Origin of the sequence: Streptosporangium oxazolinicum (genome assembly GCF_039537505.1) — a bacterium.
GTDB lineage: Bacteria > Actinomycetota > Actinomycetes > Streptosporangiales > Streptosporangiaceae > Streptosporangium > Streptosporangium oxazolinicum.
Genome location: NZ_BAABAQ010000003.1, coordinates 38,724 through 62,445 on the forward strand (window position 1 = coordinate 38,724; position 23,722 = coordinate 62,445).

Annotated in this window: 29 protein-coding genes; 4 read left to right on the forward strand and 25 right to left on the reverse strand. The window is 66.7% G+C overall.

Features of this window, described 5'->3' with window-relative positions; translation table 11 throughout:
• Positions 1-2: 2 nt before the first annotated feature.
• Entirely contained in the window at positions 3-380 is a 378-nt protein-coding gene (locus ABD817_RS09815) for a hypothetical protein (protein WP_344917385.1), read from the reverse strand.
• 339 nt (positions 381-719) lie between these two features.
• Here ABD817_RS09815 and ABD817_RS09820 point away from each other — a divergent pair, with 339 nt between their 5' ends.
• Positions 720-1,022 carry a hypothetical protein gene (locus tag ABD817_RS09820; protein ID WP_344917387.1) on the forward strand — a complete coding sequence of 101 codons (303 nt, stop codon included), beginning with the start codon at positions 720-722 and terminating at the stop codon, positions 1,020-1,022.
• A 161-nt stretch (positions 1,023-1,183) separates the two neighbouring features.
• Here the strand turns inward: ABD817_RS09820 and ABD817_RS09825 are convergent, their stop codons facing one another.
• The 19 genes from ABD817_RS09825 to ABD817_RS09915 all read right to left on the reverse strand — a co-directional run bounded on the left by ABD817_RS09825 (position 1,184) and on the right by ABD817_RS09915 (position 12,391).
• Positions 1,184-1,657 (reverse strand): hypothetical protein, encoded by a 474-nt coding sequence (locus ABD817_RS09825; protein WP_344917389.1) that lies wholly within the window; start codon positions 1,655-1,657, stop codon positions 1,184-1,186.
• On the reverse strand, positions 1,657-1,851 hold the full coding sequence (locus ABD817_RS09830) for a hypothetical protein (RefSeq protein ID WP_344917392.1): 195 nt from the start codon (positions 1,849-1,851) through the stop codon (positions 1,657-1,659). Before ABD817_RS09830 ends, ABD817_RS09825 begins: the two co-directional genes overlap by 1 nt.
• A gap of 9 nt (positions 1,852-1,860) precedes the next feature.
• Positions 1,861-3,675, reverse strand: a complete 1,815-nt coding sequence (locus ABD817_RS09835) for a DNA polymerase (protein WP_344917395.1) — start codon at positions 3,673-3,675, stop codon at positions 1,861-1,863.
• Positions 3,676-3,776: 101 nt separating this feature from the next.
• Positions 3,777-4,331 (reverse strand): hypothetical protein, encoded by a 555-nt coding sequence (locus tag ABD817_RS09840; protein WP_344917397.1) that lies wholly within the window; start codon positions 4,329-4,331, stop codon positions 3,777-3,779.
• 65 nt (positions 4,332-4,396) lie between these two features.
• Entirely contained in the window at positions 4,397-5,050 is a 654-nt protein-coding gene (locus ABD817_RS09845; RefSeq protein WP_344917399.1) for a hypothetical protein, read from the reverse strand.
• 35 nt (positions 5,051-5,085) lie between these two features.
• Positions 5,086-5,904 (reverse strand): metallophosphoesterase, encoded by an 819-nt coding sequence (locus tag ABD817_RS09850; protein WP_344917401.1) that lies wholly within the window; start codon positions 5,902-5,904, stop codon positions 5,086-5,088.
• Positions 5,895-6,101, reverse strand: coding sequence for a hypothetical protein (locus ABD817_RS09855; RefSeq protein WP_344917403.1), 207 nt, complete (start codon positions 6,099-6,101; stop codon positions 5,895-5,897). Before ABD817_RS09855 ends, ABD817_RS09850 begins: the two co-directional genes overlap by 10 nt.
• Positions 6,098-6,421: a hypothetical protein gene (locus tag ABD817_RS09860; protein WP_344917405.1), complete on the reverse strand. Its 324-nt coding sequence runs from the start codon at positions 6,419-6,421 to the stop codon at positions 6,098-6,100. The genes ABD817_RS09855 and ABD817_RS09860 overlap by 4 nt, the downstream gene beginning before the upstream one ends.
• Positions 6,418-6,561: a hypothetical protein gene (locus tag ABD817_RS09865; protein WP_344917407.1), complete on the reverse strand. Its 144-nt coding sequence runs from the start codon at positions 6,559-6,561 to the stop codon at positions 6,418-6,420. Before ABD817_RS09865 ends, ABD817_RS09860 begins: the two co-directional genes overlap by 4 nt.
• Complete coding sequence (locus ABD817_RS09870) at positions 6,561-6,887, reverse strand: hypothetical protein (protein WP_344917409.1); 327 nt, start codon at positions 6,885-6,887, stop codon at positions 6,561-6,563. The genes ABD817_RS09865 and ABD817_RS09870 overlap by 1 nt, the downstream gene beginning before the upstream one ends.
• A gap of 37 nt (positions 6,888-6,924) precedes the next feature.
• Entirely contained in the window at positions 6,925-7,566 is a 642-nt protein-coding gene (locus ABD817_RS09875) for a toprim domain-containing protein (RefSeq protein WP_344917411.1), read from the reverse strand.
• Positions 7,567-7,780: 214 nt separating this feature from the next.
• Positions 7,781-7,906: a hypothetical protein gene (locus ABD817_RS09880; protein ID WP_344917413.1), complete on the reverse strand. Its 126-nt coding sequence runs from the start codon at positions 7,904-7,906 to the stop codon at positions 7,781-7,783.
• Complete coding sequence (locus tag ABD817_RS09885; protein WP_344917415.1) at positions 7,903-8,331, reverse strand: endonuclease VII domain-containing protein; 429 nt, start codon at positions 8,329-8,331, stop codon at positions 7,903-7,905. The genes ABD817_RS09880 and ABD817_RS09885 overlap by 4 nt, the downstream gene beginning before the upstream one ends.
• On the reverse strand, positions 8,318-9,208 hold the full coding sequence (locus ABD817_RS09890; RefSeq protein ID WP_344917417.1) for an AAA family ATPase: 891 nt from the start codon (positions 9,206-9,208) through the stop codon (positions 8,318-8,320). The genes ABD817_RS09885 and ABD817_RS09890 overlap by 14 nt, the downstream gene beginning before the upstream one ends.
• Positions 9,208-9,993 (reverse strand): hypothetical protein, encoded by a 786-nt coding sequence (locus tag ABD817_RS09895; protein WP_344917419.1) that lies wholly within the window; start codon positions 9,991-9,993, stop codon positions 9,208-9,210. The genes ABD817_RS09890 and ABD817_RS09895 overlap by 1 nt, the downstream gene beginning before the upstream one ends.
• A gap of 10 nt (positions 9,994-10,003) precedes the next feature.
• Positions 10,004-10,801: a PD-(D/E)XK nuclease family protein gene (locus tag ABD817_RS09900; RefSeq protein ID WP_344917421.1), complete on the reverse strand. Its 798-nt coding sequence runs from the start codon at positions 10,799-10,801 to the stop codon at positions 10,004-10,006.
• 20 nt (positions 10,802-10,821) lie between these two features.
• Positions 10,822-11,070 (reverse strand): hypothetical protein, encoded by a 249-nt coding sequence (locus tag ABD817_RS09905; RefSeq protein WP_344917423.1) that lies wholly within the window; start codon positions 11,068-11,070, stop codon positions 10,822-10,824.
• A gap of 84 nt (positions 11,071-11,154) precedes the next feature.
• A complete protein-coding gene (locus ABD817_RS09910) occupies positions 11,155-11,577 on the reverse strand; it encodes a hypothetical protein (RefSeq protein WP_344917425.1) in 423 nt (140 codons plus the stop codon).
• A 658-nt stretch (positions 11,578-12,235) separates the two neighbouring features.
• A complete protein-coding gene (locus tag ABD817_RS09915) occupies positions 12,236-12,391 on the reverse strand; it encodes a helix-turn-helix domain-containing protein (RefSeq protein ID WP_344917427.1) in 156 nt (51 codons plus the stop codon).
• A 237-nt stretch (positions 12,392-12,628) separates the two neighbouring features.
• On the opposite strand from ABD817_RS09915, the gene ABD817_RS09920 reads away from it, so the two are divergent.
• Entirely contained in the window at positions 12,629-13,234 is a 606-nt protein-coding gene (locus ABD817_RS09920; RefSeq protein WP_344917429.1) for a hypothetical protein, read from the forward strand.
• Positions 13,235-13,269: 35 nt separating this feature from the next.
• On the forward strand, positions 13,270-14,481 hold the full coding sequence (locus ABD817_RS09925; protein WP_344917431.1) for a tyrosine-type recombinase/integrase: 1,212 nt from the start codon (positions 13,270-13,272) through the stop codon (positions 14,479-14,481).
• Between the two features lie 341 nt (positions 14,482-14,822).
• Here ABD817_RS09925 and ABD817_RS09930 read toward each other — a convergent pair whose 3' ends face one another.
• The gene (locus ABD817_RS09930; protein WP_344917433.1) at positions 14,823-16,463 is read right to left on the reverse strand and encodes a GTP-binding protein; all 1,641 of its coding nucleotides are present in this window, start codon (positions 16,461-16,463) and stop codon (positions 14,823-14,825) included.
• A complete protein-coding gene (locus tag ABD817_RS09935) occupies positions 16,460-19,126 on the reverse strand; it encodes a GTPase (protein ID WP_344917435.1) in 2,667 nt (888 codons plus the stop codon). The genes ABD817_RS09930 and ABD817_RS09935 overlap by 4 nt, the downstream gene beginning before the upstream one ends.
• A 685-nt stretch (positions 19,127-19,811) precedes the next feature.
• Between ABD817_RS09935 and ABD817_RS09940 the strand changes: the two genes are divergently transcribed.
• A complete protein-coding gene (locus tag ABD817_RS09940; protein WP_344917437.1) occupies positions 19,812-20,057 on the forward strand; it encodes a hypothetical protein in 246 nt (81 codons plus the stop codon).
• Positions 20,058-20,274: 217 nt separating this feature from the next.
• Here the strand turns inward: ABD817_RS09940 and cobA are convergent, their stop codons facing one another.
• From cobA to ABD817_RS09955, 3 genes are all read right to left on the reverse strand, one after another.
• Entirely contained in the window at positions 20,275-21,507 is a 1,233-nt protein-coding gene (gene cobA / locus ABD817_RS09945; RefSeq protein ID WP_344917439.1) for a uroporphyrinogen-III C-methyltransferase, read from the reverse strand.
• 153 nt (positions 21,508-21,660) lie between these two features.
• The gene (gene cobT / locus ABD817_RS09950; RefSeq protein WP_344917441.1) at positions 21,661-22,761 is read right to left on the reverse strand and encodes a nicotinate-nucleotide--dimethylbenzimidazole phosphoribosyltransferase; all 1,101 of its coding nucleotides are present in this window, start codon (positions 22,759-22,761) and stop codon (positions 21,661-21,663) included.
• Between the two features lie 111 nt (positions 22,762-22,872).
• Positions 22,873-23,700 (reverse strand): sirohydrochlorin chelatase, encoded by an 828-nt coding sequence (locus ABD817_RS09955; protein ID WP_344917443.1) that lies wholly within the window; start codon positions 23,698-23,700, stop codon positions 22,873-22,875.
• Between the last annotated feature and the right edge of the window lie 22 nt (positions 23,701-23,722).

Sequence of the window (23,722 nt, forward strand, 5' to 3'; positions counted from 1 at the left end):
AGTCAAACTTTGGTAGATCCAGGGTTTTCCAGTACGTTTGGCTTTCCGGCCTTCTTCCACGCCTGTTCGACCTGGTAGCCCACCTTCCCGGTTTGGCTGACCTCCATGTTCCGGCCCCTCGCCCAGGCCCGCGCGAGGGCGGCGTCGGAGGGGGTCTCCTTCGGGGTCCTTCTGCGCCTTGTCTTGGGGGCCGGAACTGGCTCCGTGACGAGACTGGAGTTGCTCTCGACGGTGTCCCACGCCTTGGTGAAAGTCAGCTGATGGTCGTCACAGAGGTCGTTCTGCTTGCGCTCGCCCTTGAGGTTGGTCCACTCGTTGTGATGCGTGGCCGCAGCATCGGTTTCGTGCCAGTCGCACACGATGATGACCTTGGTAGCCATGCATCCCCTCCGGTGGGCCTGATGAAGAAGAAAGAAGTCGGGCCGGGGCCCGAGTTTGGTTGAGGGAGGATCTTACCAACCTCACCCCCGCCGCAGCGGGGGCGATCGGTTGCGCTGATGGCTGTGGAGTTGGTCACAAGGGCTGGAGATCTCCATGGGTCGGGAAACCGCGTTCCGAGAGGGTTTTTCGAAGTCCACTCGAAGTTGTCGGAGATCTTCATTGATGGTCTCTTTACATTTTTCGAGCATTCTCGACGTCCGATAGTTTGTGAATGAAATACCCTCCAATGACCCGAAGTTGCCCCCATCGCACCATCCGACGTCTAGGAGGAATGCGGTATGTGCGAGATCACTCCTAATCCGGTAGGTGACGAGGCCCGGAGAGAGTTGCGGGCCTACGCCAAGCTGCTGAGCGATATACGCAGTACGGAGAGCGTCCTGTCCGCGCTGCGGGGGCGGTCGATGGCGGCCAGGGCGTACCGGGAGATGGCACACAAGGTCAACCTGTCCTTGTACTTCCTGTTCCAGATCTACGACTGGCTCCTGACCCACCAGCCCGAGCTGGTGAAGGACATCTTGGAGCCGTTCCGCTGCCCTCACTGCAAGGCCAACCTCGACCCCCCGATGGGGGCGGAAACCTGAAAAAGGCCCCCGGCCCGGAGGCCGGGGGCGTCTCTCAGAGGTGCTACTCCCCCTGTGGGGTGGCGATGCGGACCCTCACAGGAAGACGACCAGGCCCATGAGGACGACGCCGATGATGATGCAGGCGATGGAGATGAACAGGAAGATGGCGTCTTCGATCTTCACAGGAGGCTCTCCAGCTCGCGCAGGCGGACGGAGACCACGGCCATCGCCGTGTAGTCGTTGGCCTTGGTGAGCCGGTCGAGGAGCTTCCTGGCCTTGACTATGCGGTTCTCGATCCGCGGCTTCAGACCGTTGTCGATCGCCTTCTTGTGGGCCAGCTCGGCGCGCAGGACCTCATTCTCCTTACGGAGCTGGGTAACCGTCTCGTCGAGCTGGAGCAACCTGTAGACGGCATCGAGCAGGTCGGTGTCCTTCAGCAGCGAGCCGTAGTTGTTCGGGCGGTACTGCGGGTATTCAGCCATGGGTTTCTCCAGTTCGGTGACGGTGAGCTTGGTGAGTTCGATTTCGGCGTGCAGGTTGCTCTGGCCTGGCCAGTGGCTTTCGAGCGAAACGTCTTGGAGCGGGAGGAAGGACAGCTCTCGCACGTCGAGCAGGAGGGCTCCGTTGAACGTCTTGGCCACGTGGAGTTCCATCAGAAGGGGATCTCCGAGCGGTCGACGCCTTCCCACATCACGTCGGTGAGGACGTCGCTGAGCTGACGGTGCAGTTCGGTGGCGGCCTCGGCGAGCTGGTCGGCGGAGGTGGCCCAGGGGTCCGAGGAGAGCCCGGTGGTCTCCTCGAACAGAACGCTGTTGAAGTGGGTTGAAGCGATGAGATCGACGTGCAAGTGGTTCTCCTAGTAGTCAGCGCCGTAGTCGGGAAGTGAGCCCCAACTCCGCTTTCCGATTGCCACGTCGGTGGTGAAGTCGATGCCTCGGATCTGTGTGCGGAGGCATTCGCCGATCGACAGAGCTAGCTCCTTGGCCTGCTTGCGCGGCAGGCTGGCTACGACCTCGTCATGGACGGGCAGGCGTAAGTAAGAAGTAAGTCCGGCCCTGTCGCACTTGATCAGCCCTCGGGCCGTCACGTCGCGGGACGCGGACTGGATGGCGTAGTTGATCGCGCTGTAGGCGCGGTCGGAGTCCACGTGCAGGCGGCGGCCCGTGATCGTGGTGATGTAGCCCGCCTTGCCCGCTTCGCGGGTCATCTGTTTGGCCAGCTTGGCGACGCCGGGGTACGCCTTGTTGAACCCGGCGATGGTCTGTCGGGCTACGGCCTCGGTGACCTTTCCCTGCTCCACGAGGGCCTTCCAGCCCCCTCCGAAACAAACCAAAAAGTTCGCCATCTTGCCTACGCCACGGGTGACGCCTGCGGCGTCGGCGGTGATCTGGTGCAGGTCCTCGTTGTTGGCGAAGGCCCGGTGCATACGCTCGTCGCCGCTGAGCGCGGCGGCCATGCGCAGCTCTTGGCCCTGGTAGTCGATCGACCCGGAGACTTCTTCCTCGTCGGCGAGGAAGCAGCGGCGGATCATCCAGTCCGAGGACGGGAGGGTCTGGGCCGGGATGCCCGTGATGGACATGCGGCCTGTGCGGGCCTGGAGCGTGTTGATGTTGGCGTGGCAGCGGCCGTCCTCATCCGCGTTGTCGAGGAAGCTTTCGGGCCAGGTTCCGGCCCATTTGCCGGCCTTCTTGTACTCCTTGATCGCCTTAGCGAAGTACATGCCGCCTTCGGCCAGGTGCTCCAGGAGGTCATCGTTCACCTGCGGCTTGCCCGTGGAGGTCTGGAGGAACTCCGTGTGCCCCATGTAGACGAGGGCTTCGAAGACCTGGTCGGTCGAGCCGGGGTTGAAGGTCTCGGCGTCGATGAAGCCGAGCTTCTCAACCTCGCGCTCGATCTCCATCAGCCAGTACTCCTCCTCCTGTCGGAGGCGGGTAGCCAGCTCGGTGGTGTAGGCCCGGTCCAGCAGGTAGCCGCGCTTGGAGATGTCGGAGCAGATGCGGGCGATCTCGTGCTCATAGCCAACGAGGTGTTGGGCTGAGGAGGGGATCTTCGGCGAGAGCGTCTTGGCCAGGACCCAGGACAAAACCGGGTCCATCAGCGAGTACAGCTGGTAGATCTCGTCATCGAGCGAGACCGACTCGAAGTACTGCTCCTTGGTGACCTTGAGGTCCTTGCACTGCTGGCCAACGCTGCCCTTGATGTCCTTGGCAGCCACCGGGTCAACGTAGACCTCGGTCAGCTCCTCCAAGCTGTGTCCGGGGCCGCCTTCCTTGCGGGCGCGGGAGTCGACCAGGCGGCTGATGATCCCAGTGTCGATGGTTTTGGGGAACAACTCCCCGAGGGGAACCCCCAGGTGGCGATCCGCCACCTGGAGGTCGAAGGACGCGTTGTGGATGTAGAGCCGTTTGGCGTGGCGAAGCGTCGTCGCGGCGTACCACTGGATTCGGGGGTGCCGCTCAACGGGGAGATACCAGGACTGGTCTCCCGCGCTGAACTGGGCGGTGCGAATCCGGAAGCCGGGCTTGTAGACGGCCAGGCTCGTGGTCTCCGAGTCGTAGCCAAACTCGGTGTTGCGTGACGCCCACTCCGCGAACGGCGCGAGGTCGGCTTCGGTCTCTACGACGTTGCCAGTGATCGTGCGGCCCGCGAGCCGCATCTCGTGGGTCCGCACTGCCAAACTCCTGTATTAGGGCATGCTGAAGTGCAAGAGGAGGATGAATGTGACGACCCAGATCGTCAGGAACACCAGAAGCACGTCTCGTGGGTCAGGCATTAGCGCTGCTTGACGAAGATCGGCTTGCACTGGTCGGGGTCGCCCTTCGGCAGCGAGCAAAAGTGCCCGGCCCAGGAGGTGTTGCCGCTGGTGCCAGTGCGGTAGGTCATCTCGCCGTGTGCGCAACTCTTGCCCTGCTGGCCGGGCGGGGTGGATGTCTGCTGGTGAGCCTGGCCACCACCGCTCGCGGCGGCGGGGCGGGCCACTGCGCCGGAGTCGAGACCCTTGGCGTACTTGGCGACCTTGGCGGTCAGTTCCAGCAGCGCCTTGGCCTCGGTGTTGAGGGTGTTAAGGGCCTCCTCCACGCTGGCGGAGTGGAAGACCGTCCACGGGGCGTCGTATCCCGCGCCGTACTTGATGGTGGTCGTGACACCCTTGGCCTCGGTGCTGTTGTTCGCGGTGATGGTGCGCTCCTTGCTCGGGGTAGGGGTGCTGCTCGGGGGGATGTTGTTCTGCGCCTCGTCGGCGGGAAGCGTGGGGGTGGGTGCTGCGGCGACCCACGGGTCCGCGGCCGGTGCCTCGGAGGCCCAGGGGTCGGCGTCGTAAGCGCTCATATAACTGCCAATCTCATGTATGCGGGGTCGTCAGCGGGTCGGGCCGAAGGTGGAATTGGCCAGGCTCAATTCCCCTGTTTGCGCGTGATGTAGATAGCGTCCTCATTGGGCAGGGCGCGGCGGGCGCCCGGCCCCTCGTGGTGGACGATCGACTTGTTCATATGGCGGTTCATCTCGCGGGTGAGCTGCGCGATGGCCTCGCTGAGGCGGCGCTTGTCGGGCTCTGGCAGGCCGAGGTCCTCGGGGCCATAAGCGGCGAGGATGGTGTCGGCGGCCTTGTCGCTGACCCGCTCCAGCGCCTTGTTGATGTCGGCGAGGTTGGCCCAGATACTCCGGGCCTCCACCGCGACGCCATGGTTGGCGTCCTTGCCGGGAGTCACCCAGGCGTCGGGGTTGTAGTAGAACTCGCGCAGCAGGGCGCGGACCTCGCGGGGCGTGTAGACCACTGTGGCGGTGTTCATCATGTAGGCGTAGTGCTGTCGGCCGCAGTACACGCTGGCCCGCTCAGAAAGAAGAAAAAGCAGCACGTTGTACTCGGAGCGGTTGTAGTCGGCCGCGTGGTCCAGCTTGGCCGAGATGTGCTTCCACTCGGTGAGGGCCTGGGCGATGACCTCGTGAGCGATGTCATCAGCGTCCAGGGCCGGGTACTGGCGTGCGTACTTCCGGCCGACTGCTGCGGCGGCCAGCATGAGCAGCTCTGCCTGCTCGTCGTTCAGCATCCTGCCGCTGCCAATCTTATGTATGAGGGCATGGGTCATGACGCGGCCTTGAACTTGCCGCTGGGGGTGCGTTTGAGAGCGCCGTAGCGCTCGCCTTCGACCACGAAGGAGCCATCGGCGAAGATGTCCACGGGGTACGGGCTGACGTCGTACTTGCCGACGTAGAGGATGCCGAAGCCCTGCTGCCAGTTTGCGACCGCTCCAGCTCCGAGGTACTGGGTTTTGCGGACGTCCATGAGGTTCCCTACCTCGAATCCCCACCTGCGGATGGCCTTGCCGCCAAACCACTGGGAGGTGTGGCGGCGGACGCCCAACCTGTGAGTGTGTCCCATCACGATGTTGATCCCGGCCTTAGCGGCGTGGTTGTAGGCCGTCGTGCCGGCGATCTGAGACATGCCCTTGATCTCGTGGCCGTGGATGGCAACGGTGTCCGGTCCGATCTTGGTGAACGGGGGCATGACGTTGATCCCGAAGCCGTCGAAGTCACACAGTTTCGCGGGGTGGAACATCTCGGTGTACTCGGCCAGCGCGGGGGCCTTCGCCGCCAGGTAGAGCATTCCTCGCTCATCGTGGTTTCCGATAAGGACATCCGTTGGCCCCCCGTATCGGGCTCGCAGGGGCGTCAGGACTTCGCGCTTGAAGCCGTCTGTGTGCTCGACCACCACCTGCCGGTACTCCTCGCGGGTTCCCTGGGACCAGCGGGAAGGGGTGGGCAGGTCGAGGAAGTCTCCGATCTGTATGACCTGATCAGGCTGGTAGTCCCCGATGAAGTTGATGACATTCTTGAGCGCACGCTTGTCGTGGTACGGGTACTGGATGTCGGAGATGACAACGATCCGCTTGGTCAGTCCCACAGGCCCTCCTTGACGATTTGATCGACGTTGTTGCAGTACATCCACGTCCACACGCCGGTGGATTTGTCCCAGACGCGCTCGGCGGTGAGCTTCACGGCGTTGTGGAAGGCGCAGCCGGGCTCGCACCACAGGCCGCTTTGCTGGCGTCTCTTGTGTCGTCGGAGCGCCGCGTAGCGGGCTCGCATCTGGAGGTTCACTCGGCGTCCTCGGCGTCCCCGGCGCTGAGGATCTCTCGTTCCTCGTCGGTCAGGGCGTCGTCGTCCCAGACGTAGCCGAGGTGAAGCCACAGGTCGTAGGAGTTAGGCAGCTCGGGGTCCTTCCAGACCAGGAATCGTGCGCCCTGGGCCTGGTCGCGGCCGGTGGTGAGGCATTGGCGTATCAGCCGGGCGAGCATGGCCTTGATGGTCTCGGCACTGGGGATGATCAGGCCCTCTTCGACGTGGTAGCACCAGCCCTTGGCTTCGAACAGGCCCGCCAGTTCCTCGGGGTCGACTTCCCACTCGCCGGTCAGATTCATTTGCCGCCCCTTCGCTCAGCGTGGAGGAGGACGACGGAGGTCAGCTGGAGGGCCTCGTCGTCGGTGAAACCGCATGTCTTCAGCTCGCGGAAGGCGAGCTTGATGTCCTCGGCCGCCTGCTCGATGTACTCGGGCAGCATCACGGCCCCACAAGGAGGTCGTGAGCGGAGCGGTAGGTGGGGCCGGGCACAGCGGGCGGCGTAGGCGCGAGGGCCTGGGCGGTGGAGCCGGGGAAGGCGAGGTCAAGCGCGGCCTTGAGGCGGGTGAGCTTGTACCTCAGCATCACGTTGTAGGCGATGCCGTCCTCAACCTCTTCGAGGGCGTACTGGACGATCTCCTGGAGGCTTTGGCGCTCGAATTTCTGGTTGGCGCCTTCCTCGTACTGGGCGCGGCCGACAGTCAGGATGCGATCCTGGACGGCGATGACGGCCGACATGATTTCTTGCGCGAGTTCTTCGCTGGTCACGAGCTGCCAATCTTATGTATGAGTGGAAAAAAGGGGGTCAGACGCCGATCTTGGCCCGTATCCCACTTCTGCCATGGGCCGAGAAGTAAGAAGTAACGTCTCCCCCGGTCATCGGGATCGGCCTGACGTTGTCGAGTCCAGAGTTGGCGACCTTGGCTACCAGCTCGCGGCCGGGGTCGTCGTCATCGTGCAGGAAGAAAACAGAGTCGAACTGCACGAGCAACCGTCTCCAGATCGGCTCCCAGGAATTCGCGCCGGGTACGCCCACGCAGGGCAGGCCGCACTGGTTGACGATGATCCGGTCGAACTCGCCTTCGGACATGCAGATGTTCCTGCTGCCCCGTTGGAGCGCCTCAGTGCCGTACAGGCGAGGTATATCGCCAGCGAGCGAGCGGTACTTGGGACCATCGCCGCCACCGAGCCGCCGAAAGCGAAGCGCTACGCACTCGCCGTCCGGCGTGAGGTAGGGGATGGCCAGGTGGCCTCGGACGTGTTCGTGTCCGGGTTCAGGAGAACGGACGACGCCTAGCCGGTGGCTTGCGATGGACTCCTCGCTCAGGAGCCGGTCCGGGCCCATCAGGTAGGCCAAAGCCTCGTCGTCGAGCTGGTCGTGATACACCCTGGAGGTCAGCTCCATAAACCTCCTGGAGGATGCGCTGGGGACTACTGTCGCCTTCATTCAGTTCGACTCTCCGTAGCAGGGTGTAGGCGTTGCCGAACGCAGGGCACGCCTGGCACCGGAACGCCTCGTAGCGGACGCTGGCGGATGCGTGGGAGTCATCGTGGAAACGGGCAGCGCATGCTGCGCCACCGCCCTCCTGCCTCCACGTGGGGGACGCTGGCGCCGAAGTACTCCAGCAGGGGTGTGATCGGGAGTTCCATAGCTGCCAAACTCATGTATAAGAGCGTGCGGAAAGGGCCCTCTGGAGGGCGAGCATGATCTCTGGGTTGCCGGGCCTCTCGTCGACAGGTCGCGGGCGGCGAAGGTCGGTGGGGATCTTGGAGGTGTAGTGCTTCATCGTTTTCTCCTCTGTCGTCCGTTGTTGGCCTCGGGCGCGGCGTAGCGGTACCCGATGACATCAATCGCGGGTGGGCGTTCCAGGTATTCAGCAGCAGCGCGCAGAACCTCCGGCCGGTCGCGGGCGGCGGTCAGCAACCGTCCGTTACACATGCGGCACAGCAGTCCGCGCACGACTCCGTCTCGGTGGTCGTGATCCACGCTCAGGCGTTGCTTACGGGTGCCCTCGCAGATGGCGCACGCGCCGTTTTGGGCGAGAAAGAGTGCGTCGTACTCTCCGATATCCAGGCCGTAGATCTTGCCGACCCTGCGTCGATGGTGGGCTTCGCTACGGGACCTCTTCTGGCAGGTGGTGCAGATGCGCCCCCGAGGGCCTGAGTAAAAGCGCTCCTGGCGGTTCAGCCCGCACCGCTCACATCGCTTCATGGAACTCGCGCTCGAAGATTCCCTCGACCTCGGCCTCGGTCTCCCATACATCGGCCGGCACTCCGCCCCCGGGTCGGTCCTCCATGTCGGTGATGCTCATCCGGTCCAGGTCAGCGTTCAGCTCGACCATCAGGTCTCCGGCGGCGGAAGCCCGGCCGGATCGGTTCTTGAGCACGTACACGCCCAGCGCGCGGCCGAACGCAGTGAAGGTGTCGGTGTATGCCAGCCCAAGCACGAGGGTTTGGAGCTTCGAGATTTTGCCCCTGATGTCCTTGAGCTTGAGCGGCTGGTCTCCGGACTCGGCATCACCCACCACGTGGTGCAGGACGACCACCGCGGCCTCGGTCTGGCGGGCCAGGTCCACCAGGAACGACATCGTCTGTTCTAGGCCGACGAACCCCTCTGCCCCGGACTCATCGAAGACGTTGGCGAGGTTGTCTAGGACGAGTAGCTCTGGCCACCTGCCGTACATGTAGGCGTAGGCGTACACCTCTTCTTCGATTTGAGTGAGGCTGGGGGCTGCGTCGAAGTCGAACCAGATCCTCGTGAACTCGGCCAATGCCTTGTCGTAGCGCTGGCCCCTGTCCGCCTTGTAGGCGGCCTCGATCTCGGCCACCCGATCCCCGGTGAGGATCGCGGCGGCGCGGATGGCCTGGGTGACCTCGTCGCTGTCGGCGCTCATGTAGATGCCCCTGCACCCGGAGCGGATCGCGAGGTTGAGGGTGAAGGCGGACTTGCCGACTCCCGGCGCGGCGGCCACCATCACGACCTGAGAGCGGCGCACGTGGGCGGTGGCCTCGGCCAGCGACTTCCACACGGTGGGGATCGGTGTGCCCGCGTCCTTGGCCTTCCTTTTGGCGTGAGACAGCAGCAGCATCAGGTGGTCGTCGCCCGCAGTGCGCGGTACGCCCAGAGCACCTGCGAGCGGGGCACCCACTCTCGAAGCCTGCCGAAGCCGTAGGCGGCGTAGGGCATGCCGTCCTTGCCAAAGCCGGTGTAGAGGCGCATGCCGTTGTGGACCTCTGGGATGTCCAGTTCCGCTGCGACCTCCGAAGCCGTAGGCGTGCGGCGTCCCTCTGGCCTCGCACCTCGCAGCGCGGCGGGAGCAGCCTGTTCCGGCATGAACGTAGGTGTCGCGGCCTCCAGCTTGTCGAGCCTGGCGTTGAAGTCGGCCAGCGCCTGGGCGATGCCGTTCAGGGCAGGCACGATGGCGGCCACGAGTACGCTCTCCGAAGTGGGGGCGTTCATGTGAACGTCGCGGGTGGACTCCTCCGCTTGGAGGAGGTATGAGCGCACCGCCTGAGCGACCGGCGAGTCCCGCAGCAGCATGCCCAGGTTGAGCACCGCCCTGCGGTCCCACACCGCGACGTTGCGACGCCAGCCGGTATTGAGGTTCGATTCGAACCTCAATCCCTCTCTGAGTGCCTTGAGCTGCGTGCCCTCGAAGACCCGGTAGCCGTTACTCGTGAACTCTTCTCTGTGGCGCTTGACCATGGATGCGATGGCCTCGCGGGGCACTTCGTAATACCCGGCCACCTGTTCGGTGGTCGCGAAGCTCTTCCCTGGCAGGGTTGCCAGGCCCTTCACCTTGTCGAGCACATCAACCCGGTGGGAGAGGGCAGCGCGCTGCTGCTGGTTGTCGATGATCTCTAGCGTGGTCATTGTCGTTCTCCTATTTCAGGGCGGGGCAGTGAGGTTTGACGCCGCAGGTGCGGCAGTTTTCGCCGGGGTCAGGTAGGAACAGGCCCTGCTCCTCGATCTGCACCTGGCGCTTGAACCACGTCTCAATCCACGCCTCGTCGAGGGTGGTCAGGTCGATCGGCATGGTGGGTTTGCCGTCGCGGGTCATGAAGAACTGACCCCACGTCACGTCCAGGCCGAGCACTTGGAGCACGGCTAGGCGGTAGACGATGAGCTGGAACGGTACGGCGGGTACCTTGGTGCCGCTCTTGATGTCTCGGACGAGGACCTCGCCCGTGGTGGTGTCCTGCATCAGGACGTCGATGTAGCCGCGCACGTTCACACCACGGAACTCGACCTCGAAGCCGATCTCGGATGCGATCGAGCCGTCAGGCATGACATACGGGGCCAGGGTGGTGTCTGCAAGGTTGTATTCGATGTAGGTCGCTATCTGCTCCTGGCCACTGTCGTAGCGGTCCACGAGGTCGTTCTGGACCTTCTTCCTGCCGCCTACGAGCCAGCGACTGCGTTCGAAGGCTGTCTGGTCGGCCTTCTCCATCTCCTCGCGCCAGGTGGTGCGGAAGACCTCCTGGGCATCTCCGATCGGCATGGTGCGCCCGGACTGCTCCCAGGCGTCGGCCGCCACGTGGATGGCCGTCCCTTGCATAAGCCATCCGGCCGGGAGGGCCGGTAGGCGCATTACACGCTCCAGCTCGAATGCCGTGCCGCAACGGGCGATACTGGTGAGCCGGGATACCGAGGTGCGCCTTACCAATTGGATGCTGCCCAACTCATATATGTGGGCATGGGTCAGGCCGCGTCTTTCCAGAAATTCACGCAGATGCCGTCCGGATAGTTGAAGGCGTCTCTGATCAGGGCATCCTGAGGCAGAAGTCGGAGACCGGCGATGATGTCGGCGATGGTGTGGGGAACGTCGATGTCTACGACGATTTCGTAGTACACACCTTGATCGCCTCTGGCAAGTCCCACCACCAGGCCGGTGCGCCGCCACACGGTTTCGGGGGCTTGGAGGTCGTTGAGGTTGTCGGGTCCGAGCATTTAGAGCTGCCAATCTTATGCATGTAGGGGTGAAAAAAGCGGCCCCAGCGATGTGGGGCCGCTGATCCCCTGGAGGGGGCTTGGCTATTGTTCGAGAGCCTGTTCCGCGTCGGCAAGGACTTGCCTGACGTGCCAGTTGTCTGGGTCGGCATCCTTCTCGAAGAATCCTTTTTCCTTGCTGTAGTCGATGTCCTTGTTCGCTTCGATTAAGCGGTTCGCCCAGCGAAGGGCCGTGTGCTTTTTCGTAAGGGGTATCTCTTGCCCCTGCGCGATTCGGCTCAGACGGCGCAATGAGTTCGCCGGGCCACTCTGGCTGTGCTCTCTAGCGAGCTTCCAAGGAATGGCCTTGTCATGCCTCAGATATCTCTGCTTCGTCAGTCCGAGCCGTTCGACGGCCTGCTGCACACCACCGACGGTCATGTGAAAGTATTCCGCAATCTCGGCATAGGGCTTGTTCGCCTCTACCATCTGCCGAAGCTTCAGCGGATCAATTTTAGTTTCCGGCATTTCGTTCCCTTATGTGATGCTCATGGTCAGGTCATCGAACTGCTCCTTATGCTGAGCTTTATGGCTGTATGCGGTGGTAGTAGAAGAGGACACATACGTCTTCAGCACGCATGACTAACATTTGGAAGGATATCCCTTTTATTAAGTGTGGGCATTGCATTCATTTGTGATGTAACCGCTCGATAGCTGGCCAAACGCACGGACAACAGGTCGCACGCTTGAAAGCTATCGAATCCACGTGTCAGGTTCCAACCCAGAGCCAGTACTGCCTGCATATGTAGGCCCACGGTTTTCGGTTTAGATTCACAGAACCTTTGCGGTCATGCGATGACTGGGGCGCGGCCGGTGATGGCCGTCTTTCTTTCCTTCGGTTCCCCTCACGAGATTTCAGCGGTTCGCCTTACGAGCTTAGCTACTGATCCCGGACCGTTCTTCTGGCGACGGTGCCCACGTTAATGCTGTCAATTTCCGTGCGCGTTCCCACTCTACTTTCCAGCCTTTCGGGCCGGTCGGTGATGGTGCGCTATTTGAAAGCTACCAAACTTATATAAGTCTGGCAACTGCCGCCACTTCGAGATCTTCACTGCCAGATCTTGTGGACTTGTTTCTGTGCTGCATCTCGCAGCGACAGGCGATCTCATTGAGTTGTCGGCTTGAGCTAGAGGGCTTGGCGCTCAAGCCAGGACTCCACGTTGCGCTCCCTGAACCTGAGGTTCCTGCCGACCCGGTAAGCCGGAAGGCCCCAGGTCTTCCACTGGTCGTAGACCGTGCTCTTGGGCACGCCCAAGTAGTCGGCCACGTCCTCAACCGACATCAGCCGGTTACTGCCGCCACTGCTCAACCGCTCTTCTTCTCCCTCCCGCCTGCGTGCACACGCGTGAGCGCATGCCCGCATGTGTACATGGTGAGCCGTCATCCGCTGCCGAACCGCGAAAGATCAAACCTCTCGACCTGGCCGAATCCCTAGGCAGGCAGGAGTAAGACTGCACTAAATATCGGGAGATCGCAACATCTGTTTCGAAACTCCCTATATTTCTGTTACGGTGACCCCATGAGCAACCAGCCACCACCCCCACGGATCGCCATCAAGGGCCACCACCACGCCATCCGCGTCGGCTCCTGGTCCGTCCTGTGCACATGGGATGGCAGAAGTAAGAAGGTCGGCCCCGCGCAGATGGTCATCATTCCCCACCCCGAGGGCGACCCCGAAGAGATCGCCAAGGGCATCACCCCTGGCGTCCTGCGAGCCATCCCACTCGGCGAAATCATCAAGTCCGAGCGAATGACCACGCAGACCGCCGCCGCCACACTCGCTAAGAAGGAGGCCAGGGAAAGCGGCGCGAGCGCCGCCTCACAGATCAAGCGCATGGTCACCGACCAGCCACGCCCCGGCAGAGCCGGACGACCCCCGATCTTCTACGCCACAGTCGCCTTCGCTTACACCAGCGCCCTGATCGCCAAGGAAGACAGCCCCGTGGCCTGGCTCACCCAGCAGATCGGCGCAGACCGCAAGACCGTGGAGAACTGGCTCCGCCTCGCCCGCGAAGAACACGGCATGCTCACCACAGCCACGCATGGCGTCGCCGAAGGCATCCTCACCCCCAAGGCCGAACGGGCGCTCATGGACGCCGCCAAAGCGGCCCAAAACCGCCCCTAAATCCCTCTACCAGCACAAACAAGAAAGACACGTACGTGGCAAACCTGATCAAGAAATGCGAGTGCGCCGACACCAAGGCCGCCCGCAAGCTCGACCTCCGCAAGCCCGAAGACCGCAAGGCCGCCGAACGGGTGTGGGGCAGATGCGAACACTCCTGGACCGTCCGCTACCGACTCGGAGGCCGGGACACCCCCCAGAAAGAGCAGTCCTTCCCCCACGACATGAGGCGCGACGCCGAGAAGCTGGTCCTGGACATCAAGGGCGACAAGGTCAGCCACCTGCGCCGCGTGGCGGACCCCAAGGCCGGGGCCATACTGTTCACCGACTACGCCGAGACATGGCTCACTGGTCGTGTCGGCCTGGCCGACAGCAGTGCCCGACTCTATAGATCAAGGCTGACTCATCAGCTCAACCCGGATCTTGGCCACCTGAAGCTCAATGCCATCACACGCCAGCACATCAAAAAACTGATCTCGGCCCTGCGCAAGGCGGGTTACTCCCCCAACACGGTCCACGGCGCGTTCATGGTCGTCAACGCGATCCTCAACGAGGCCGTGAAAGACAAGGCACTGGGTGAGTCCCCCTGTGTTGATATCGAACTGCCCTCCATCGGGCAGAGCAGAGACTTCGTGGTGCCGTCCTGGGATCAGATCAGGAGGCTTGCGGAAGCGATGCCCGACGATTGGGCACTGACGATCTGGCTGATGGCCGGGTGCGGGCTACGGATCGGGGAGGCCCGCGCCGTTGATGAGAACTGCATCATGTTCGGAGGCCGCAGGCTCAGAATCACCCAGCAAGTCACCCAGAGGCACAGTCTCGCCCCTCTCAAGCACCGGGAAGAGGGCGACTACCGAGACATGCCGTTGCCACCATTCGTCAAGGTAGCCATCACAGCCCACATCGCCGCCCACGGCGTCAGCGGTGACGGCCTCCTGTTTCGGGGGCGCAAGAGCCCATACATCAACTCCAGCACCTACCAGAGGGCGTTCAAGGTCGCTGTCGAGGCGGCGGGGCTGCCCGAAGGCTTCACCCCTCACGGGCTACGTCATGCCTTCGTCTCCCTGCAACTTGCCCAGGGTGTACCCATCACCGACCTGTCCCGCTGGTTGGGACATGCCGACATCAAAATCACCTACCGCATCTACGGCCACATGGTCGAAGAGGCGTGGGATCGAGCCACGGAAGCGATGGAAGCCAGCTACCGCGCCAGCATCAGCCCCCACGTGGAAAGCGCGGCGGCGTGCTGACGTTGTGCTGACCTTTGGATCACCAAAGCCCCTATATAACTGGGGTTTTTGCTCCCCTGCCATACATGTCGTTCATCGTGCCTCCCATGAGAGCCGGCCGAGTGCCGGCGGCATGAAAGACACGATGGCCCGGCCCACCCCCCGCACGGATTACCGAATCACGTTCTGTGGATAACCCCGGCCTCACCACCCCGGAGCGGCCCGCACCGGTTCCACTCCGCCGTAGAGAGCCATAGAGACAAGAGACAGGTGACAAGAAGGCAAGGACAAGAGGGCGAAGAGGGATCGGGCCGACGTTCCCGGACACCCCAAGACGAACGCTGACGAAGAACCGGCAGTCCTTAGCTCCGCAGGCCCCGCATGGCGGTGTAGAACTCGTTATAACGGGTCAGCTCCCGCTCCACCGGCTCGATCACCATGCTCTCGGCGACCCCGGCGACCCTGCGACGCATCTCGCGCTCCAGCGCGTCACGCTCGTTGCCCGCGCCGAGCACGACGAAGTTGCGGCTCGCCGTCGCGGTGAGCAACCCGAGCCCCAGGACAGAGAAGATCATCAATCCGACCCACGGCAGCGAGGCCGCGTCACCGAACACCTCCAGCCCCTCCGGCGGATTCCCCGAGCCGAACACGCCGTAGGTGAGAGCCGTACCGACCCAGGCCAGGCCCGCGACGAAGAGCAGGACCAGAAGGTACTGCCAGACCAGAAGCAACCGCCACCAGCCCGGAACCCTGTCCAGGCGCGGCGCGACCTCCGACAACTCCTCGGAGAGCACCTCGGGCAGCTGCGAGGAGCGGGAACGCGCGGCGTCCCTGATCCCGTTCTGCCACGCCTCGTGCATGCCCGAGGTCAGGCCGTCGGCGAGCGCCTGGACGGCGGTGTCCACCTCGGCGGGCTGCGCGCTGACCGAGCCGCCGGTCAGGCCGTGGATCTCGTCCCGCAGGTTTCCCAGGCGCAGGCTGTTCAGCGGGTCGGGGCGGAGCTTGGCGGCCCAGCGGGTGTAGGGCCAGCCGACCCACTCACCGGACCTCGCGGCGTACACGTTCTCCAGCGCCTCACCGACCGCGGGGACGCCGACCGCGTCGCAGAGGGCGTCGGTGAGACCGATCCTACGGGCGTCGTCGATGGAGGAGGGCGGGACGGAGGCGTTGTCGGCGGGCATGACCTTCGCGAGGCGGAGCGTCAGCCGGCCGAGGTCGGCCTCCAGCCGCTGGGTCGCGGCCCTGCGCTGGGAAACGGTCTCGGCGAGGACGGCCTTGAGGTCGTCGACGCCCCTGCCCGTGATCGCCGAGGTGGTGACGATCACGGGGTGCTCGACCCCTTCGCGGCGGAGCAGGTCGTCCAGGTCCGCGACGCACTCGGCCAGCTCCTCCTGGTCGAGCCGGTCCGCCTGGTTGAGCACGAAGATCGTCACCGCCTCGTGCCCGGCCAGGTCGGTCACGTAGCGCCGGTGCGTGGAGGCGTCGGCGTACTTCTGCGGGTCGAGCACCCACACGACGAGGTCGGCGACCTGGATCAGCCGGTCGGCCTCGGTGTCGGTCAGTGCCCGGATGGAGTCGTGGTCGGGCAGGTCGAGCAGGATCAGCCCGTGCAACTGGCCCTCGCCCCGGTCCAGGGCACTGGCCCGCGCGAAGCGGTGCCGCCACTGGATCTGCAGCCAGTCGAGCAGCGGGCCCGCGCCGTCCAGGCCCCAGACGCAGGCGTGCGTACGGGCCGTGGTCGGGCGGCGTACCCCCGTCGGCGACAGTTCCAGGCCGGAGATCGAGTTGAAGAGCGTCGACTTGCCGCTGCCCGTACCCCCCGCGAGCGCGACCACGGTGTGGTCGGAGGAGAGCTTGAGCCGGTCACCGGCGCGCAGCAGCAGTTGCCCCGACTCGGTGAGGAGCTTGGGCTCGACCCTGCCCGGCCCCAGTTCCACGATCCGGGCCAGCGCGGCGAGCCGGCTGCCGAGACCCTGGCCTGACTGGGTGGTGCCAACGCTCATCGGGCGACCTCAAGGTTGTACGTTGCCTGGTAAAGGCGGGTGGCGGCGGATTCGTCAGGTACGCCCGCACCGTCGAGAGCCTGGGCGTAACGCGCCATCTCGTCGTCGAAGAGCAGGCCGATCCGGGCTCGGAGATCGCTCCGGGCCTTCACGCCGATGTTGCGCAGCGACTCCGCGCCGAGCAGCGCGTGCACCAGCCGTTGCGGTAATGCCCCGGTGCCGTTCTGCGCGTCCGAGGAGCCGTAACCGAGCAGCCCGATGGTGAGGATCAGCGAGAGGGACTCGACGTCGAACGAGATCACCCTGGCCACCGACCGCTTGGTCACCCCCTCGGTGCGGATCAGCTCGATGATGTGCTCCTGCCAGGCCGCGATGGTCCGGCCGGTCCTGCGCGGGAACTCGTCGGACGCGCGGCCGAGACCGGGCGCCTCGGCCAGGGCCTCCTGCGCGCCGGGGCGGTTCAGCCAGCGCGAGGCGGCCTCCTCCGCGGCCCGCTGCGCCGCCGAGACGACCACCGACTCCAGCCCGGCCCGCAGCGCGGACTTCAGGGCGCTGAGCCGCTCGGGCGCCTGCTGGCCCGCCTTGCCGCCGAAGCGGCTCGGCCTGCGCAGGTGGAGGGTACGCATGAGGTCGCCGGACCCGGCGAAGTCCTGCCAGCGGGCGAGCACCTCACCCCGGAGCAGCGAACCGTCGCCGGTGCTCTTGTCGATGTCAGCCAGTGCCCGCGCGTAGGCGCCGTCCACGTCACCGCGGAGGTCCCTCCGGAAGGCGACCTGGATCTCCAGGTGCTTGGCCAGGGCGGGGACACGGGTGCGGAAGCTGTTCAGCACCCCGTCCAGGGTCGCCTGTACGGCCTGCGCGCGGCGCCGGTCGTCGACCGACAGCTCCGTCAGCCAGAGACGAAGCTCGCTCACCTCGTTGTCGGGGAGCATCCCGTCGGTGACCCTGCTCTCGTTGACGACGAACCGGTCAACCTCGCCGAGACCGTACTCGGTGAGCATCCTGACGAAGTGCTTGGTGATCACCTCTCGGGACCTGGGCGGGACCCGGGAGAGCACGATGGCCAGCCGGGCCCCGCGCTCCTTGGCCAGGCGGAGCAGCCGCCAGGCCGGGGCGTCGGCGTACCGGGCGGCGGTGGTGACGAAGATCCACAGATCGGCCGCGTCGAGCATGCGGTGGGCGATCTCGTGGTGCTCCTCGACGACCGAGTCGATGTCGGGGGTGTCGAGCAGGGCCACGCCGGAGGGGAGGCGCTCGGTGGAGACGAGCACGAGGCCCCCGGAGGCGGCCTCGGGGTCGGGCTCGCTGAGCCGCCGGAGGCTGCCGAGCAGATCTCCCTTGGCGAACCACTCGTGGTCGTCGGGGTGGCAGGCCAGGACGGGCGTACCGGTCGTCGGACGGCGCACGCCGGTCGCGCTGACCTTGGCGTTGGCCAGGGTGTTGAGAAGCGTGGACTTGCCCGCGCCGGTGGAGCCCGCGACCACGACGAGCGCGGGCGCGGTGCTGGTGTGGACGCGAGGGATCACGTAGTCGTCGAGCTGGGCCAGGATCTCGCTCTGGACCCGCCTGGCCTCCTCCGCGCCGGGAAGGTCCAGGCCGAAGCTGAGGTCGGTGACACCGGTGCGTACGGCGGTGAGCGCGCTGCTCAGCGCCTCGGAGACGGCCTCGGGAAGCGGGGTCTCCCGCGTCCGGCCGCCCGGCGCCCCCGCACCGGCCTCGTCTCGGGTCTCCTCGTCCTCGTCTCGGGCGGACTCGTCTCGGGCGGACTCGTCTTGGATGGACTCGGCCTCCGCGTCGCCGTCGGCGGTTCCGACTCCGGTTCCGATTTCGGTCCCGTCCCGGACGTCGTCAACGGCCTCGTCGTCGCCTTCGTTCCTGTCCTCGTTCTTGTCCTCGTCGTCGTCCTCGCCCCGCGTCTCGTCGGCGGTCGCGGAGACCTCGGCGTCACCCACGGTTTCACCGACGACGCCTGTGGCAGCGGTACCGGCATCGCGCCGGATCTCGCCGCCGCTCTCGGCCTCGACACCGGTCCCGGCGGGTTCGGCGTCGCGCCGGGATCCTTCGCCGGTCTCAACGGCCCGCGGAGCCCTGTCATCGGACCCGGCGTCATCGGTCTCGGTGTCGCCGACCTTGGCGGGCTCGTCCTCGACCTCGTCGTGGGGCGAGAGATCGTCACGGCCGTCGCTCCCGGCAGTGGCCCGCGAAGTGTCGTCGGACCGCGAGGTGCCCGCGGTCTCGTCGTCCGTCAGGGACCGCCCGACCTCGACGTGGTCCTCGACGACCTGGTCGGCGGAGGGCGCCCCGCCGTCTCCGGAGCCGTCGCGCGGCCCCTCGGGGGTCGTGTCGAGGATGACGACGACCCTGTCCCGTTCCTCATCGATCCTGCTCGCGCGAAGGGGCGGAACGCCTCCGGCGGGGGACCTCTCGTCCTCGCCGTCGGGTGCGCCGCTCCCGGGCCGGGAGGGAGGAGCCTCGGCGGCCGTACGAGAGGCGCCGACGCCTTCTCGGTCAGCGGGTTCCGGAGCTTCCCGGGGAAGGAGACCCGGCGCCTCACTCCCGGTGCCACCGGGCGGGGGCGTGGCAGGGCCACCGGTACGGGGACTCGGGGGGACCGGAGCGCCCGGACGGAAAATCGCGCCCGGAGCGGAGTCGGGGACGTCCACACTCCGGGGAGCGGCGGAAGCGCCGGGAGCCCCGGAGGAGGGCGTGGCGGGACCGCGAGGAGCGCTCGGCGGGACGGGAGCACCCGGACGGAAGAGCGCGCCCGGAGCGGTGTCCCCGCGAGAGGCGCCCGGTGAGGCGGGGGTGCCCCCACGAGAGGCGCCCGGTGAGCCCGGGACACCTCGGGGGGCGGGAGCACCGGAACCGGGGGCGGCACCGGGCGAGCCGGGAATGCCCCCACGGGGAGCGGCCGGATGGCCGGGAGCGGTACCGGGGCCACCCGCGCGAGAGCCGGGAGCTCCTCCCCTGGAGGCGGCGGGAGCACCGGGGGAAGGCGTGGCGGGGCCGGGAGCGCGAGGAACGCCAGGTGGGACGGGGACACCCGGACGGGAAGCGCCCGGGGAGGCGGGAGCCCCCTGACCGGGAGCCGCGACAGGGCCTGCGACGGGGCCGCCCCCGCGAGAAGCGGGAGCCTCCTGACCCGGCATCGCACCGGCGCCGCCCCCGCGAAAACCGGGAGCCCCCTGGCCGGGGGCCGTACCGAGGCCGCCCCCGCGAGAGCCGGGAGTGCCCTGACCCGGGGCCGCACCGGGCGGCGCGGCGGGGCCGCCCCGTGAGGGGCTCGCCGGACGACCGCCCTGGGTGCCCGGGGAGGCGGGCCTGGCGGCCGCGTCGCGGGAGGTGGTGATGGCGGCGATCTTGGCCTGGGCGGCGGCAGCGGCGGCGTGGAAGGCCGCCATCGCCTCCTCGGAGGCTGGCGGGGCCGCCGGATCGCTCGCCTCGGCCGGGGTCGCGGAGCCTGTCCGGCTCGGCCCCGCGGGGCCCGCCGTCCTGCCCGAGGGCGTGGCCGGACCGATCCCGCCGCCCTGCGTCCGGCCCCGGGGCACGGCGGAGCCGGTGGCCGCTCCGGGAACGGCCGTCCCGGGAGGCTGAGTCACCGGAGGCTGGGGCCCGGGGGGCCGGGTGCGGGCGCGGATGGAGGCCGCGTCGTCGTCGGCGCGGATGGCGCCGAAGGTCACCGTCTGCTCGCCGGGGGATTCCTTGTCATCTGAGTCATCTGACGAGGTGTCGTCAGGTGGCTCCTGGGGGGTGCCGGCGAGGCGAGGGTCACGGCCACCACCCGAATGGGGGGGCCTGTTGGAAGCCGATTTCACGGTACTCGCTCCGCTCGAACCATCTCGACCTCCTGGCCGACCTTCACGACATCGCCGACGATCACGATCGCAGGTGGCCGAATCCCGGCCGCGCTCACGCGCTCCGCCACAGTGGATAGCGTGGCGTAAAGAGCGCGTTGGGTGGGAAGAGTACCGTCCTGTACCACCATTACGGGAGTTTCCGGCGAACGTCCGTCATGGATCAGCGTTTCGGCGATCGTTCCGATCCGTTCGACCGCCATCATAAGCACCAGGGTGCCGCCGGATCTGGCCACGTTGGGCCAGTCGACGGTGGATCTCTCATCGCCCGGCGGGACGTGTACGGAGATCACGTGAAATTCCTGGCTCACGCCGCGATGCGTCACGGGCACGTTGGCGGCGGCGGGCACCGCGACCGGGCTGGTGATGCCGGGGACCACGATGACCGGGATGCCCTCGCGGGCGCAGGCGAGCATCTCCTCGCCGCCTCGGCCGAAGACGAACGGGTCGCCTCCCTTGAGCCGGACCACGAACTTGCCCTGCCTGGCGTGCTCGATCAGCAGCTCGTTGATCCTCTCCTGGGCCATGTAGCGGCCGTAGGGGATCTTCGCGGCGTCGATCAGCTCGACGTCCGGGGAGAGCTCGTCGAGCAGGGCCTGCGGGGCGAGGCGGTCGGCGACGACCACGTCGGCCTGGGCCAGCAGCTGCCGCCCGCGGACCGTGATCAGGCCGGGGTCGCCGGGTCCGCCGCCGACCAGGGCGACGCCCACCGGCTTGGTACGGTTGCGCCTGGCGTCGACCGTGCCGTCCCTGAGGGCTCCGACGACGGCGTCCCTGATCCCGGCGGCGCGGCGGGGATCGCCTCCGGCGGTGATCGCCACGCTGATCTCGTCCACCTTGCCGCTGGCCGGGGTCCAGGCCGCCGAGGCGTCCTTGTCGTCGGCGCGTACGCACCAGATCCGCTTGGCCTCGGCCTCCGCGGCCACCGCGGCGTTCACCGTACGGTCGTTCGTGCAGGCCTGCACCAGCCAGGCCCCGTCGACGTCGCCGACCTGGTAACGCCTGGCCTCCCAGGTCACGCGGCCTGTGGCGATGAGGTCGTCGAGGGCGTGCGTGACGCTCGTCGAGACGATGGTGACCAGGGCTCCCGCGTCGAGCAGCGCCGGCACCCGCCGCTGGGCGACGCGTCCTCCCCCCACGACGAGCACTCGCCGCCCGGAGAGGCGCAAGCCAAGCAGGTAGGGCGACATGACGACAGATCTCCCGTTCACGAGGAATTGTGAGGCATGGCGTGCTAAGAGGTAAACCTACCGGCTAACGGCCCCCTCTTCGCTGCTCCCGTGTTAACAGCTGTCAAGGAAGGGCTGACCGCTGTCAACCTGCCGGCTTAAGACTTCCGTAGATCAGGCTTCCTTGTCCGTCACACCGGCGGAATCGAAGGTCGCGACCTCGTGCATCACCCTGACGGCGGCGCAGACGAGGGGGTGGGCGAGCAGACCGCCGGTGCCCTCGCCGAGCCGGAGTTCCAGCTCGACCAGGGGCCGCAGCCCGAGGTGATCCAGGGCGACGGCGTGGCCGGGCTCGGCCGAACGGTGTCCCGCCACGCAGTGGTCGGCGACGTCGGGGGCCAGCGCCGCCGCCGCCAGGGCCGCCGCCCCGGCGATGACACCGTCCAGGATGACCGGTACGCGAAGAGCCGCCCCGGCGAGGACGAACCCGGCGATCGCCGCGTGCTCCAGGCCGCCGACCGCTGCCAGCGTCTCCAGGGCGGACATCCCCGACAGGGCGGACGTCCCCGAGGTGCCGCCCCGCTCGCGCTCCAGGCCGTTCGCCCGGAGGGCCTCGCGGACCACCTCTATCTTGCGCGCCAGGGTCTCGTCGTCGACACCGGTGCCCCTGCCGGTCACCGCGGCCGCGTCGTGCCCGGTGAACGCGCAGATCAGCGCGGCCGAGGCGGTGGTGTTGGCGATGCCCATGTCCCCGGTGATCAGGCAGCGGGCGCCTCCCTCGACGAGGTCGCGGGCCGTCGCCATCCCGGCCTCCAGGGCCGCGATCACCTGCTCGGGGGTCATCGCCGGTCCCCGGGACAGGTCGGCCGTGCCGTACGCGACCTTGCTGATCGTCAGGCCGGGCGCGGGGTCGAGGTCGGCGGCCACGCCGACGTCGACGACCGTCACCGAGGCGCCGACCTGGGCGGCGAAGGCGTTGGCCACGGCGCCGCCCGCGAGGAAGTTGCCGACCATCTGCGGGGTGACCTCCTGCGGCCACGGGGTCACGCCCCTGGCGTGGACACCGTGGTCGGCGGCGAAGATCGCCAGAGCCGCGGGGACCGGGAGTGGCGGCGGGCTGACCGCCGCGGCTCCCGCCAGCCGTACCGCCACGTCCTCCAGGACGCCCAGCGCGCCGCGGGGCTTGGTCAGGCGGTCCTGGTGGGCTCGGGCCTCCGCGACGGCCGCCGGGTCCGCGGGACGAATCGCCGCGATGGTCTCCTCAAGCATGGTCATGTGATCAGTCTCCCCTGGATATGACTTTTCGGGAAAAGAGCAGAGAAGCCGTACCGGGCCGCCGGGGAGCGCGGCGAGGCGCCGTCGAGGCACCAGGGGCTTGGAGAAAGATCACCAGGCGATGCCGCTGAGCGCCTCCTCGTAGCGCTCGATGACCACGTCGGCCAGGCCCTCGCAGTCGCCGATGACGTCGGCGCAGCGGACGTCCAGGCTCGGGTGACCGGCGGCGTAGGCCATCGCCTGCGCCCAGACGCGGTCGAGCAGGCCACCGGCGAACAACAGGTAGGGGACGACGATCACACGCTTGGCACCGAGGCGGCGGCAGCGCTCGATGCCGCCGGGGACGCCGGGCGGGGTGAGGGAGACGAAGGCCGTCTCCACGGTCATGTACTCGTGGGCGTGGGTCTCCCAGAAGAGGCGGGAGACCCGGTGCACGTCGGCGTTCGTCTCGGGACTCGTGGAGCCGTCGCCGACCAGGACCACGGCGGTCTCGCCGATCTCGATGTGCTCGGGCTCGTCGTCGAACGCCCCGGCGGCGGCCGGGACCAGCCGGAGGCTGGCGACCTCGGCGGCCGCGTCGGCCAGGCGCTCGGCGAGCAGCGCGAGGACGCGGGGGTCGGAGCCGAGGGGGCGGCCGTAGTCGCAGGTCAGCATGGGGTGCCTCTCCTGCTCGCGGGCCATCGCGGAGGGGATGTCCGCGCCGAGCCACACGTCGCCGGTGAGGCTCATCGGCTGGGCCACCATCCGGTGGTGCCCGCGCGCGACCAGCGAGGCGACGGAGTCGCTGAGGCGCGGTCTGGCCCTGGCGATGTAGCCACCGGAGACGTCCGCCGCCGTCTGATCCAGACGGCAACGGAGCCGATGGACGAACCTACCGAATTCAGCAGATCCATTGTCGTCGTGCGAGCCCTGCCCGATGAGCAGCAGCGGCGGTTTCATGGAAACAGGACTCCAATGACCT

Excerpts from the sequence above, each read along its gene's own strand:
- ABD817_RS09890 (WP_344917417.1), bottom strand. The coding sequence starts at position 9,208 with ATGCTGCTGCTGTCTCACGCCAAAAGGAAGGCCAAGGACGCGGGCACA.
- cobA (WP_344917439.1), bottom strand. The coding sequence starts at position 21,507 with ATGTCGCCCTACCTGCTTGGCTTGCGCCTCTCCGGGCGGCGAGTGCTC.
- ABD817_RS09875 (WP_344917411.1), bottom strand. The coding sequence starts at position 7,566 with ATGAAGGCGACAGTAGTCCCCAGCGCATCCTCCAGGAGGTTTATGGAG.
- ABD817_RS09955 (WP_344917443.1), bottom strand. The coding sequence starts at position 23,700 with ATGAAACCGCCGCTGCTGCTCATCGGGCAGGGCTCGCACGACGACAAT.
- ABD817_RS09920 (WP_344917429.1), top strand. The coding sequence starts at position 12,629 with ATGAGCAACCAGCCACCACCCCCACGGATCGCCATCAAGGGCCACCAC.
- ABD817_RS09815 (WP_344917385.1), bottom strand. The coding sequence starts at position 380 with ATGGCTACCAAGGTCATCATCGTGTGCGACTGGCACGAAACCGATGCT.
- cobT (WP_344917441.1), bottom strand. The coding sequence starts at position 22,761 with ATGACCATGCTTGAGGAGACCATCGCGGCGATTCGTCCCGCGGACCCG.
- ABD817_RS09820 (WP_344917387.1), top strand. The coding sequence starts at position 720 with ATGTGCGAGATCACTCCTAATCCGGTAGGTGACGAGGCCCGGAGAGAG.
- ABD817_RS09895 (WP_344917419.1), bottom strand. The coding sequence starts at position 9,993 with ATGACCACGCTAGAGATCATCGACAACCAGCAGCAGCGCGCTGCCCTC.
- ABD817_RS09905 (WP_344917423.1), bottom strand. The coding sequence starts at position 11,070 with ATGCTCGGACCCGACAACCTCAACGACCTCCAAGCCCCCGAAACCGTG.
- ABD817_RS09930 (WP_344917433.1), bottom strand. The coding sequence starts at position 16,463 with ATGAGCGTTGGCACCACCCAGTCAGGCCAGGGTCTCGGCAGCCGGCTC.
- ABD817_RS09880 (WP_344917413.1), bottom strand. The coding sequence starts at position 7,906 with ATGAAGCACTACACCTCCAAGATCCCCACCGACCTTCGCCGCCCGCGA.
- ABD817_RS09915 (WP_344917427.1), bottom strand. The coding sequence starts at position 12,391 with ATGTCGGTTGAGGACGTGGCCGACTACTTGGGCGTGCCCAAGAGCACG.
- ABD817_RS09885 (WP_344917415.1), bottom strand. The coding sequence starts at position 8,331 with ATGAAGCGATGTGAGCGGTGCGGGCTGAACCGCCAGGAGCGCTTTTAC.
- ABD817_RS09910 (WP_344917425.1), bottom strand. The coding sequence starts at position 11,577 with ATGCCGGAAACTAAAATTGATCCGCTGAAGCTTCGGCAGATGGTAGAG.
- ABD817_RS09860 (WP_344917405.1), bottom strand. The coding sequence starts at position 6,421 with ATGAATCTGACCGGCGAGTGGGAAGTCGACCCCGAGGAACTGGCGGGC.
- ABD817_RS09865 (WP_344917407.1), bottom strand. The coding sequence starts at position 6,561 with ATGCTGCCCGAGTACATCGAGCAGGCGGCCGAGGACATCAAGCTCGCC.
- ABD817_RS09825 (WP_344917389.1), bottom strand. The coding sequence starts at position 1,657 with ATGGAACTCCACGTGGCCAAGACGTTCAACGGAGCCCTCCTGCTCGAC.
- ABD817_RS09840 (WP_344917397.1), bottom strand. The coding sequence starts at position 4,331 with ATGAGCGCTTACGACGCCGACCCCTGGGCCTCCGAGGCACCGGCCGCG.
- ABD817_RS09940 (WP_344917437.1), top strand. The coding sequence starts at position 19,812 with ATGGCGGCGATCTTGGCCTGGGCGGCGGCAGCGGCGGCGTGGAAGGCC.
- ABD817_RS09845 (WP_344917399.1), bottom strand. The coding sequence starts at position 5,050 with ATGCTGAACGACGAGCAGGCAGAGCTGCTCATGCTGGCCGCCGCAGCA.